Source organism: Pseudoalteromonas sp. Angola-30, from assembly GCF_028599215.1.
Classification (GTDB): Bacteria; Pseudomonadota; Gammaproteobacteria; order Enterobacterales; family Alteromonadaceae; genus Pseudoalteromonas; species Pseudoalteromonas atlantica.
Window position 1 is genome coordinate 35,783 of record NZ_JAQREI010000015.1, and the last position, 13,020, is coordinate 48,802.

Annotated in this window: 9 protein-coding genes; 2 read left to right on the forward strand and 7 right to left on the reverse strand. The window is 41.7% G+C overall.

Going from position 1 to position 13,020, the window contains the following annotated elements:
- The first annotated feature begins 46 nt into the window (after nt 1-46).
- Nucleotides 47-1,666: a glucan biosynthesis protein gene (locus PSH54_RS16090; RefSeq protein ID WP_054983610.1), complete on the forward strand. Its 1,620-nt coding sequence runs from the start codon at nt 47-49 to the stop codon at nt 1,664-1,666.
- Complete coding sequence (mdoH, locus tag PSH54_RS16095; RefSeq protein ID WP_273606586.1) at nt 1,638-3,599, forward strand: glucans biosynthesis glucosyltransferase MdoH; 1,962 nt, start codon at nt 1,638-1,640, stop codon at nt 3,597-3,599. The genes PSH54_RS16090 and mdoH overlap by 29 nt, the downstream gene beginning before the upstream one ends.
- 352 nt (nt 3,600-3,951) lie before the next feature.
- On the opposite strand, the gene fusA is transcribed toward mdoH, so the two are convergent.
- From fusA to PSH54_RS16130, 7 genes are all read right to left on the reverse strand, one after another.
- Complete coding sequence (gene fusA, locus PSH54_RS16100) at nt 3,952-6,036, reverse strand: elongation factor G (protein WP_024033968.1); 2,085 nt, start codon at nt 6,034-6,036, stop codon at nt 3,952-3,954.
- Between the two features lie 205 nt (nt 6,037-6,241).
- Nucleotides 6,242-6,967, reverse strand: a complete 726-nt coding sequence (locus tag PSH54_RS16105; RefSeq protein WP_273606587.1) for a response regulator — start codon at nt 6,965-6,967, stop codon at nt 6,242-6,244.
- Between the two features lie 16 nt (nt 6,968-6,983).
- Entirely contained in the window at nt 6,984-8,606 is a 1,623-nt protein-coding gene (locus PSH54_RS16110; protein WP_273606588.1) for an ATP-binding protein, read from the reverse strand.
- 11 nt (nt 8,607-8,617) lie between these two features.
- Nucleotides 8,618-10,159: a tripartite tricarboxylate transporter permease gene (locus PSH54_RS16115; protein WP_004587462.1), complete on the reverse strand. Its 1,542-nt coding sequence runs from the start codon at nt 10,157-10,159 to the stop codon at nt 8,618-8,620.
- 3 nt (nt 10,160-10,162) lie between these two features.
- Nucleotides 10,163-10,630: a tripartite tricarboxylate transporter TctB family protein gene (locus tag PSH54_RS16120; RefSeq protein WP_004587461.1), complete on the reverse strand. Its 468-nt coding sequence runs from the start codon at nt 10,628-10,630 to the stop codon at nt 10,163-10,165.
- Between the two features lie 11 nt (nt 10,631-10,641).
- A complete protein-coding gene (locus PSH54_RS16125; RefSeq protein WP_273606589.1) occupies nt 10,642-11,613 on the reverse strand; it encodes a Bug family tripartite tricarboxylate transporter substrate binding protein in 972 nt (323 codons plus the stop codon).
- An 11-nt stretch (nt 11,614-11,624) separates the two neighbouring features.
- A complete protein-coding gene (locus tag PSH54_RS16130) occupies nt 11,625-12,866 on the reverse strand; it encodes an OprO/OprP family phosphate-selective porin (RefSeq protein WP_273606590.1) in 1,242 nt (413 codons plus the stop codon).
- Nucleotides 12,867-13,020: the final 154 nt, after the last annotated feature.

Here is a 13,020-nt window from a genome sequence, read left to right on the forward strand (position 1 = left end):
AAACCCTAAGCGTAAAAATAAGTCGTGTTTTTATAAAGGAATGGAAATGAAACAATTAACCCAAACACCTCCTACTTGGCAGAAAAAAGCAACGCCATTATTGGGTCTACTTTTTATTTTTTCTGGCTGGGGCTATAGCACGCAGGCAATAGCAGCAAGTGTTGATGCAGCAATTCCGCAAGAAAGCCTATTTGAAGTAATAAGCGCCCGCGCTAAAAAACTAGCCGAACAAGAATATGCACCTCCAAAAAATATAGAGCTAGAAGCATTAAATAATATTGATTACCAAGATTACCGCTCAATTCGATTTAAGCAGGACAAATCAGTGTGGAAAGATGAAGGCCTGTATGAGCTACAACTCTTTCACCCTGGTTTTTTATATAAAACACCGGTAACAATTAATACCGTAGAAGGCGACTCAAAACGTAACCGCCTACCTTTTAGTACTGATTTTTATCAATACGATGGCACAGCCGCCCCTTTAAAAGACGAAATAGCAAAAAGCGTAGCCGGCACGCAACTAGGCCATGCAGGCTTTCGCTTACATTACCCAATTAACACAAACGAATACAAAGATGAGGTAATGGTGTTTCAAGGGGCCTCTTATTTTAGAGTTGTTGGTCCTAATCAAGTATATGGTTTATCAGCACGCGGATTAGCAATCGATACCGCCGAAACATCGGGTGAAGAGTTCCCTATGTTTAAAGAGTTTTGGCTTGTTAAGCCCCAGGCTGAGCAAACTAACATCACTATTTTTGCATTGCTTGATAGCCCTTCGGTATCAGGCGCTTACAAATTTGATATTGACCCAACAACCAGCATGTTAGTTGATGTTGATATGCAAATTTTTGCCCGTAAAGATATTAAAAAGCTAGGCGTAGCCCCTTTAACAAGTATGTTTTACCACGGTGAAAACAGTACTAAGTTTTTTGATGACTACCGCCCAGAAGTGCACGACTCAGACGGCTTGTTAACACAGTCAGCTGATAACAAATGGGTATGGCGCCCGCTTAACAACCCAACACAGTTAAGCGTTACGTCGTTTTCGTACACCAACCCTAAAGGGTTTGGTTTAGCACAGCGTGACCGTGACTTTAACAATTACCTAGACACTGAAGCGCACTACCACGACCGTCCAAGCCTGTGGATAGAGCCAAAAGGTGAATGGGGAAATGGCCGAGTTGAGCTAGTAGAAATACCAACAGATACAGAAACGAACGACAATATAGTGAGTTACTGGGTGCCTGAAAAGCCAATGAAAGCTGGTGATTCATTAAAGCTAAGCTACAAAATGAGCACCTTTAACGCCCATTTAACTCAACACCAAAAGGCGCGTGTAACACGCACGCGCATTGGTAGCGCAGCGCTGCCAGGTGAAGATAATCCACCACCGCAAAGCCATCGCCAGTTTACCGTTGACTTTGCAGGCCCCGATTTAAACAACCTGTCTGAAAAGCTAACTCTTGAAGCCGACATTCAGCTTACAACAGGTGAAGTAAGGGATGTAACAGTGCAAAAACTTCCTAAATCTCTTGGTTGGCGAGTAGCGTTTAAAATTGCACCACAGGACGATCAACCCGTAGATATGCGTTTATCGTTAAAACTTCGTGATAAAGAAATTAGTGAGGTATGGAGCTATGTTTGGTACCCAAATGACATCAAGTAATAAAGTAAAGGGCACACCCATGCCATTCAAAACACTGCGCGTATGGTTATTTGCTATTGCTGCACTCACTGTTTCAGGGTACGGCATCTCCATTATGTTTGAAATTTTAAGCTCAAACGGAATGACCTTGCTTGAATATGCGCTATTGGTTTTATTTTCAATAACCTTTGCATGGATTGTTACGGCATTTTGTAGCGGCACGATAGGATTTGTACTGCAATTATTTCGTATTGACCCGCTCACCCTAAGACGCATTAAGCCTATTGAGTTTGACAATGCCGCGCTTGCACAGCAAAAAACCGCGGTAGTTATGCCTATTTATAACGAAGACACGCACCGTGTTATTGCCGGCTTTGAAGTGAGCTTACAATCGCTAAAAGAGACTGGGCAACTTGCCAATTTTGACTTTTATTTACTTAGCGACACGCAAGACCCTGAAATAGCACAAAACGAGCTAAGCGCATGGCATGCTTTATGTGAGCGTTTAGGCGATACTGCAAAACAGGTTTTCTATCGTCGCCGCGAAGATAATAAACACCGTAAAGTAGGTAACTTAACCGACTTTTGCGAGCGCTGGGGCAGCCAATACGATCACATGATTGTACTTGATGCCGACAGCGTAATGACGGGTAAATGTATGCTAGAGCTGACCACAAGCATGATCAACAACCCGCAAGCTGGCTTAATTCAAACTATTCCTATTCCAGTTCGTCAAGACACCTACTTTGGTCGTTTTTTACAATTTGCCTCTGTGCTTTACAGCCCAATGCTGGCAACGGGTTCTGCTTTTTGGCAAACCGACAAAGCTAATTATTGGGGCCACAATGCCATTATTCGTGTTGAAGCATTTATTAACTATTGTGGTTTACCTACGCTTGAAGGCAATGCCCCCTTTGGTGGCGAAATTTTAAGTCATGACTTTGTAGAAGCTTCACTACTGCACAGTGCAGGCTGGGATGTTTTATTACTTAGCGATATTGAAGGTAGCTACGAAGAAGTACCAAGTAACATTTTAGATTATGCCATACGCGACAGACGTTGGGTGCAAGGTAACATTCAGCACCTTGGCTTATTAGGCTCGTCTAAATTAAAGTTAATGAGTAAGTTTCACTTTTTATTAGGCGCAACCGCTTATATTTCATCACTTATTTGGTTATCTATGCTGGCACTAAGCACCATAGATGCGGTAACACGTGCATTAAATAGCGATGTGTACTTTAATCGGGTTTATCAGTTATTCCCAACGTGGCAAATAGCTAAAACAGACCTAATTGATTCACTACTTTATTTAACCATTATTATATTATTGGTGCCTAAATTAATGGGTGTAATTGTCACGCTAGTGCACAGAAATAAGCGCTTTGGCGGCTCGTTTAAATTAATACTAGGCTCAATAATAGAGACAGTATTTGCCATTATTGTGGCACCACTTATGATGGTTTTTCATGCTTACTTTGTAGTGTGTGTATTTTTGGGTAAAAAAGTTAAGTGGGATGCACAACCGCGCGAAGGCCGCATGGTACCGTGGAAAGAGGCGTTTAATTACACACTATTTTCTACCTTGGTTGCCATAGTATGGGGCGCTACAGCCTATTACTTTACGCCAGTGTTCTTTTGGTGGTTATCGCCTATATTACTTGGTCTATTACTTGGAGCGCCAATAATACGCTACACCAGTAGCATTAAGTTAGGTGTGCAACTGCGTAAAATGGGAATATTTATTTGCCCTAGCGAAGTTGATAACGACCCTATGCTAAACAACCTTAAAGTGCATTTAAAAGAGATTTCGGTACCAGAGCCTGGGCAATACCCTAAAACGGTGCCAGCCCTGCCACAAGAGCATTTAGTGGTTATGCCAATACAAAGCTTTAATAAGCCTCGCTTGCCAAAGATGAAAGCGCTAAGAGCTAAAGCAATTAAGAAGTTTAATTAGCGCAATGGGCACGCACTAAATACAAAAAGGAGCATGATTGCTCCTTTTTTTATACCTAAAATAAGCCGCTATACAACTTCCCTTTCATAACTGCGCCTCACTAACCCAAGTATAGATTACTGTATTAAGTGAGCGCTCTTACGCACTCTGTGCGAAGCTAAGCAGCCATTGCTCCTACGGTCACTTCAGCTTTAAATACCATATATTGCGCACCGCTTTAAGCAGCCTTTTATTTAGGCTGCTAATGTTGGTATTACTGTTTTTGAGAGACGCTAACTCAAAGAGTAATTAAATCGTAGGCAATAAAAAACCCGCAACATGTGCGGGTTTTTTTAAAGAGTTACAGAGCTAATTACTTAGCTGCTTTTTTCTCTTTTTCTGCAGCGATTACAGTGTCAGCTACGTTTTGTGGACATGCTGCGTAGTGTGAGAACTCCATAGAGAACTGACCACGACCTGATGTCATTGTACGTAGTGAACCGATGTAACCAAACATTTCTGATAACGGAACGTCTGCTTTAATGCGAACGCCAGTTAAACCAGCTTCTTGGTCGCTTAGCATACCACGACGACGGTTAAGGTCACCGATTACGTCACCAACGTGATCTTCTGGCGTGAACACGTCAACTTTCATGATTGGCTCAAGAAGTTGTGCGCCCGCTTTAGGGATCGATTGACGGAAAGCGCCTTTAGCAGCGATTTCGAATGCGATTGCAGATGAATCCACGGCGTGGAAGCCACCGTCGAAAAGTTCTACTTCAACGTCAAGTACTGGGAAGCCAGCTAGAACACCTTCGTTCATCATTGACTTGAAGCCTTTCTCAACTGCAGGCCAGAATTCTTTCGGTACGTTACCACCAACAACTGATGAAGTGAACGTGAAGCCTGAATTCGCTTCGCCTGGCTTGATGCGGTAATCAATTTTACCGAACTGACCAGAACCACCAGATTGTTTCTTATGCGTGTAGCTATCTTCGATTTCACGAGTGATAGTTTCACGGTAAGCAACCTGTGGTTGACCAACAATAAGGTCTACGCCGTAAGTACGCTTAAGGATATCTACTTTGATATCTAAGTGAAGCTCACCCATACCTTTAAGGATAGTTTCGCCTGAATCTTCATCAGTCTCAACTTGGAAAGACGGATCTTCTGCAACCATTTTACCGATAGCAATACCCATTTTCTCATTACCGCCTTTATCTTTAGGCTGTACAGCAATCGAGATTACTGGAGTTGGGAATACCATTGGCTCTAGAGTTACTTTGTCTTTCGGATCACATAGAGTGTGACCAGTTTGAACGTTTTTCATACCTACGATTGCAATGATGTCACCAGCTTGTGCGCTAGTTAACTCTTTACGTTCGTCAGCTTGCATCTCAACCATACGGCCAACACGCTCTGTTTTACCAGTAAACGAGTTAAGGATAGTGTCACCCTTGTTAAGTTTACCTGAGTAAATACGTACGAATGTTAATGCACCAAAACGGTCATCCATGATCTTAAATGCTAATGCTTTGAAAGACTCATCAGCAGATACGATTGCATGCTCGCCAGTTTCGTTACCTTCTTCATCCATAAGAGGTTGAGGGTCAACTTCTGTAGGAGATGGTAAGTAATCAACAACAGCGTCAAGTACTAGTTGAACACCTTTGTTTTTGAATGCAGAACCACAGAATGTAGGGAAGAAAGCAAGGTCACGAGTACCTTTACGGATACAACGCTTGATATCTTCTAAAGAAGGTACTTCACCTTCCATGTACGCTTCCATTAGGTCATCGTCTTGCTCTACAGCAGTTTCGATAAGCATTTCATGGTATTCGTCAACTTTGTCAACCATGTCTGCAGGAACGTCAGTGATTTCGTAGTTTTCAGGAAGACCAGTGTCATCCCAAACGTATGCTTTTTTAGTAAGAACGTCTACAACACCAACGAAGTCATCTTCAATACCGATTGGTAAAGTCATAACTAGTGGTACAGCACCAAGTACTTTACGTACTTGCTCAGTTACACGGTAAAAATCAGCACCCATACGGTCTAATTTGTTTACGAAGATAATACGTGCAACTTCTGATTCGTTAGCGTAACGCCAGTTAGTTTCTGATTGTGGCTCAACACCACCAGAACCACAGAATACACCAACACCGCCGTCTAATACTTTAAGTGAACGGTAAACTTCAACTGTGAAGTCAACGTGTCCAGGAGTATCGATAACGTTGAAACGGTGATCTTTCCAGAAACAGCTTACTGCCGCAGACTGGATAGTAATACCGCGCTCAGCTTCTTGATCCATGAAGTCAGTAGTAGATTCACCATCATGAACCTCACCTGTTTTATGGATAGTACCTGTAAGCTTCAGGATACGCTCAGTAGTAGTGGTTTTACCCGCATCAACGTGCGCGAAAATACCAATGTTTCTGTACTTCGATAAATCTGCCATTATTTTACTCTTAATAAAGTCGATAAATTATTCGGCGGGAGTATAGCATTACTTAAAGCGAACATCACCATACAAGTCGCTTAAAATGCAATCAATTCAATAAAATTTTTCTAGATTTACATCAAGCACTGGTTAAATAGCACTGATTATTATGTAACCCATTAAAAAGATTATGTTTTATTCTTGTAATCTGAAGAGCACTCAGTTACTTAATTATTTTGTAACAACGCTCTGGCCTGCCAATACTACCGTAGCTTTGATCAGCACTTAACTTTTCAGACTCTAATAAAAACTCTAAATAGCGACGAGCAGTTGAGCGGCTTACCCCCACTAAATCGCCCATTTGCTGAGCAGTAAATGCACTTGAATCATGCTGTACGAATGCATCATGGATTTTTTGCAATGTAAGCTGGTCAACGCCTTTGGGCAGCCTAATAGCACCCTGTTTTTTCTCTTTTGAGCCGAATAACACATCAACCATTGATTGGGTCACTTCGTTTGCATCAGAAAAACACTGTTGACGCGCCTCAAAGCGCGAAAGAGCTTGATCTAATCTATTTAACATTAACGGTTTAACTAAAAAATCACAGGCACCAAGTTGCATTGCTTTTTCAAGTGTTTCAACTTCTTTGGCAGCCGTTAGTAGCATCACTTCGCTCTTAATTTCACGACGCCGTAAATCTGATAATAAATCGAGTCCGTTACCATCAGGTAAATGTATATCGAGTAAAATAAGATCTGCCTCTATCGCTTGCAACAGAGCTGTTGCAGTACTTAAATTACCTGCAATTCCAACCACTTGGTACTGTCCTTGGCGTAAACTCTGTTTTGCAATTTGACTTCCCGCAGCGCCCCCCGGCAGTAATAAGTACTGGGCAATTAGCTGTGCAACTTCAACTTCGTCTTCAATTATAATTACAGTATAGGTCATTGCTTAATTACTCTTATTATTTTGGAATATAAACACTTAACCGCGCCCCTAATAAATCCGACTCACCAATTTCTAAACTACCACGGCAGGAGTCTAAATTGGTTTTTACTAAGTACAAACCAATACCGTGTTGCGCCCCAGACTTAGAACTAAATTGAGGCGTAAAAATGACTTCATGATCAGAGCCTAAACCAAACCCTGTATCTTCCACATCAAACAATAAAGTTTGACTGGTTTCGTCAACTGTTACCCTCACTTTAGCAGGGCGAGTATCAGATGCTCTAATAGCAGCTTCAATGGCGTTATCTATTAAATTGCCTAAAATAGAAACCACTCGTTCAAGCATATCCTTACGTTCTATAACACCAAGCAAACTATCTTGGTTAAGCTCAAGAGCAACATTAAGCTCTCGTGCTTTGTGGTATTTTCCCACCAATAAACCAGCTAATACGGGGTCTTGAATCCGCTCAAGTAAGTTGTGAATTTGTGCTTGAGAACCCTGACTTTCCTGCCCTATAAGTTCAATTGCTTGCTCGTTTTTGCCCATTTGTACTAAAGCACCAATTAGGTTTAATTTATTCGAGTAATCATGTGTTTGAACACGAAGTAACTCAGCAAATGCTTGTACTTTTGTTAGCTGCTGACTTAAATATTCCAGTTCATCAGACGGGCGCATACTGAGCAGAATACCATCATCCTGACCTTGAACTTGTAAAGAAAACCGCGACAAAATAATTCGTTTATCTGCAGCAAATAACTCAAACCCAACAATTTTGCGGCTTTGATTGCGCAGTAAAAACTCAGCATGCTCAGGCAATAGGTCCTCTAGAGTAAGGTTTTTATGGATTGTAGATGTAGGCTTATCAAGAATTTCACAGGCACGTTGATTTAGTTTACGCACGGTTCCATCAGGCTCCAGTGCAATAATGCCGCTACGTACAGTATTTAAAATAGCATCCTGCTCTGAAAATAATCTTGCTATCTCATCTGGTTGCAAACCAAATATAGCATTACGTACTCGTTGACCAATATAAACCGCGGCAATAATACTTAAACCAACAAGCATCAGCCCCCAAATAAGTATTTCAGCACTACGAGATAAAATAAGCGGATCAATTGATTGCACCAAAAAACCAACAGACACTAGGCCTATAATTTCATTGTTAGCATTATATACAGGTACTTTACCGCGAATTGACTCCCCCATGCTGCCATGAGCTACCGATATATAGCGCTCGCCTTGAAGGGCCTCCTGACTATCACCTCCAACCATAGGTTTGCCAACTTTGTGCTCATCAGGATGTATAATACGCAGTGCATTAATATCGCCAACCACTATAAAATCAGCGCTTGTTAGCTCCGTAAGGCTCTCTATTTGCAAATTAAATGCTTTTATATCACCTTTTCCCTCTAACGCATTTATTACATCAGTTCGTGTTGCGACACTACTTGCTACAGCGAGTGCTTTATCACCTATGTGATTATGTAAACTTTGCGCCGTAAGCTGATACACCAACGCCCCAAACAATATTGCTTGTAAAACACATAGCCCAGTTACCCAAATAATTAAACGTGTTTCTAATCGTTTAGGTTTTTTTACCATGCTCTGCAATGGGCTTGGTTTGTTGGTGTTTGTCATTAACGTCCTTATTAAGCTTGCTCTTGCTGTAACCTAGAAGCTATTTTATCCGCACGGCGCTGCTTCAAATAATCTTTTAATGGGAACAACAACACTAAAATAGAAAGTATAAAAATACTTAATGTGAGCGGCCTATCCCATAGAAAGCTTAATGAGCCATCCGAAATCATCATTGAGCGACGAAAGTTTCGCTCAATCATATCGCCTAAAATAAAGCCAAGTAACAAAGGAGCCATTGGAAAGGCCAATAGGCGTAATATTAACGCAACCAAGGCAACACCAACCATCATAAATAAGTCGAATGTGTTAAACGACACCAAGTACACGCCAATTAAACTAAAGAACAAAATCATAATGGTTAATACCGACTTTGGCATTGCCAATACTTTTGCAAAATAAGGAATCAGAGGTAGGTTTAAAATCAATAAAACAATGTTGCCAAAATACATGCTTACAATGACAGACCAAAATACACTTGGGTTTTCTTGCATGAGCATAGGGCCTGGCTGAATACCATATGCTATTAATGCTCCTAGCATAATGGCCGTCGTGCCAGAGCCAGGAATCCCCAATGTTAATAAAGGTACAAATGAGCCTGTGCATGCTGCATTATTTGCAGACTCAGGAGCGGCAAGACCACGTAAAGAGCCTTTTCCAAATTTTTCTTTTAGGCCTTTAGGTGCCAAATTTCGCTCAGTGGCATAGGCCATAAAGCTTGCAATAGTGGCTCCTGCGCCAGGTAAAACACCAACAATAAATCCTAAAAATGACGAACGGCCAACAACCGGCGCCATATCTTTAACCTCGTCTTTTGTTAATTTAGTTGAACCTATTTGCGGCGTATCTGAATCATTAAGACTTTTAGCGTCTTTCTTCTCTGGCTTAACAACATTAATTAATGCCTCAGCAAGTGCAAACGTTGCCATTGCAATTAATAAAAAGCTAATACCATCGAGTAAGTCGGCTTGTCCAAAGGTAAATCGCTCGGTTCCCGAGGATGGATCTATACCTACCGTTGCCAGCATTAAACCAAATACTGTCATCATCATTGCTTTTAAAAATTGGCCTTTATTTGAAAATGCAGCAATAGCTGTTAAACCTAAAAACATTAGCACAACATAATCAGGAGATTGAAAGCTCAACGACACCTTTGCTAGTAGAGGTGCGGCAATCATAAGTAGTATGGCGCCTATAGTTCCACCTATAAATGAGGAGTAAGCGGCAATAGCCAAGGCTTTACCAGCATGCCCTTGCTTTGCTAACGGATAGCCATCAAAAGATGAAGCCACCGTACCCGCCACCCCTGGCGCATTTATTAAAATGGATGATGTAGAGCCACCAAAAATAGCGCCATAATAAACCCCAGCCATTAAAATCATCCCTGAATCAGCACCTATGCTGTAAGTAATAGGGATCATCAATGCAATAGCAGTTATTGGCCCAAGCCCAGGTAACATACCAATAAAAGTACCCACCAAACAGCCTGCTATCACGTACATTAAATTATTAAAGTCGAGCACGGTCGACAAACCAAGCATAATTCCATCAAACATAACTTAACTCCATAAATCGCCCGGAACCAAGTAAATACCTAATACTTGAGTCATCAAAAACCAAAACACTACGGCAACAGGAATAGAGGCAAACAATAGAATCTTCTTGCGTCTTTCACCCATTACAAAAAAACCCGCTAATAAAAAGGCGCTGGTCGAGATTAAAAAGCCAACAGGCTCCAACATTGCACTATAAATCACCATTAAAACTAATAAGCCTAAAGTTCGTACGACATGCGACTTTTCTAGAGGCTGGTTTTCTGCCGCTTTTTCGTTTGGCTTAAGCAAAGTAGAACCGATAGAAAGCAAGCACACCACAATGCCAAAAGCTGCGTATACTTTTGGTAATGTAGCAGAAGTAACCGTTTCGTATTCTTCAAATGGTAATAGTGGAATTTGCCACGCCACAATGGCGTAGAGTGTAAATAGCGCCAAGAATAAACTTGGCCCTAGTAGTTCGCGATTCATCATAAAAACCTCGATTAATCCGCTTTACGAATAAAGCCAAGCTCTTGCATTACCACTTTAAGCTGTGCTTCTTGTTTTTCGAGTGACTGGATAAATTCATCTTTTTCTTGAAAGAGATTTAACCAGCCATTTCGTGCGCGAACAGTTTCCCACTCAGGAGTTGATTGTAATTTACGAAGTTTCTCGGTGTATTGAGCAAGTTTATCGGCAGGTAAATTAGGAGCAGCAAAAAAGCCGCGCCAATTAACAAACTCCATATCGTAACCCAACGACTTTAACGTAGGTATTTTAGGGTAATCCGCTAAAGCTTCTGGCGATGTAACTGCTAACACCCTCGCCTGCCCGCCATTTGCAACTTCTAACGCCTCGCTTAAACCGGTAGAAAGTAAGTTTACTTCACCAGAGAGTAAACCAGCTTTTGCTTTACCACCGCCATCGTAAGGAATGTAACGAATTCTGCGGCCATCAACCCCGCCTGCTTTAGCCGCTTGTGCAGCAACTAAGTGATCCATACTGCCACGGGCAGAACCACCCGCTACTTTAATTGAGCTTGGGTCTTCTTTAAGCGCTTTAATAACATCCTGCCAGGTTTTATAGGGCGAATCGTTACGAACAACAAAGGCACCAAAATCAGCAATCATATTGGCTACGGGAGTTAAATCTCGGTAGCTATAGGGAATTTTCCCCGTTAAGGCGCGCAATACAATAGGCGTTGAATTAACCATTAATATATCGCCTTTTTTAGTACCTGATTCTATTAAGTAGGCAATGGCGCGCCCGCCGCCGCCGCCCGACATATTCTGAAAAGACGCATTATTATCAATGCCAGCCTTTACTAAACCTTCACCTACACCGCGCGCAGTTGTATCCCATCCGCCACCTGGGCCTGCTGGTACTAAAAAGTGAATATCGGCCAATGCCATAGGGCTGCTTAGTACTAATGATGCCGCTAATAATGTTGTTTTAACTGACTTAAATAATTTCATTGTGTGTCCCCTTAAAATAAATACTGCATACGTGCACTAAATCCCATACCAGAGTCTTCATCACCTACAAGCGCAGCGGTACCTGGGCCATCTACATCGCTGTAGATAAGATTGCCCATAAATTTAATGTCACTACTAACGTAATAGCTTGTACCAAGTGTGTAGGTAGTTACTTCGCTACCTTGGTTTTTACTCGTTGCATCCATTTGCGAAACTCGAGCAACTAACTCCCATGCATTTTTAATATTTTTAGGTTGTACAAATAGTGCAGAGCCAGCTTTATACTGTCGTTGCTCACCCCCTAAAAAGTAACTTGCTGAGATATGAAAGCCGTCAAAGCGCTCGCCATCTAGATCATCGCTGCTATTGAGCGCATCTAAAGCACGGCTTGCGTATTCTGCCTCTAATGTTAAAGAGTCAGCCTGAAAAGCAAATTCAAGCCCAGACTGCGATAAGCTATTCAGTGCTACCGCTTTACCGCCTGCAGCATAATTAACTAGGCGTACATTAGTTTCACGTACTTCACCACGGGCAAAGCGCGCTCCTAGTTCATTGCCACCCATATCGCGGTACGAATGCCATGCACCTAAATGAATTACGTCGCCAGGCGCTGAACTCGACCACGTAGCACGCCCTGTAATAGCAAGCGTTAGGCGGTCGTTTTCATCATTACCCGTTGCACCAAAGGCATCATTTTTATAAACCCCAACGGCATAACGAAAGCCTGAGTCTTTAAAGTATTGATAAGCAGATACGCCCCAACGAAAAAAAGGCGAGAAAGTATTGGCAACAGCACTACGCTCAATAGTATTAATATGTTTTGAGCTAGTAAGTGCGTTTAGCGACATGTCTTCGCGGATTTTACCGGCTTTAATTTTAAGGCCGTTTTCAAATGCATAACGTACACGTGCAAGTACAATTTCGGCATCACCTTCGCCAAATTCTAAAAGTAATTTGTGATCCCAGTTACCATGCTCACTCTCTACGTAGGTACGAATACGGCGAGGGAAAAAATCGCTCCCGCCTGAGCCATCATTACCTGCGTTATAGGCACCTTCAAAATAGTTGTAATCAAGCTGTACTCGCCCTCCAAACTCCAAATTAAAGCTACTTGATGTTTTTAAAGCGTTAACTTCTTTTTGCAATGCATCTAATTGCGCTTGTAGTTTTTGAGTATCGTTATCGGCTAAAGCAGATGTGCTAACTAATGCTGCTGTAATTGCCAAAGCGAGCTGTGTGTTACTTGCTTTCATTATTTTCTCCACGCTGTGTTTGTGTATTTATTGTCAGGTAGATATGCGACGACAAACTGCTATCTAACGCGCAGCTTATTGTTAACGGGAAATTAACGAAATATTTTGAGGGAAAGGTGCATTGATGATCGTTAAATGCTTTTTGCTCATTAAA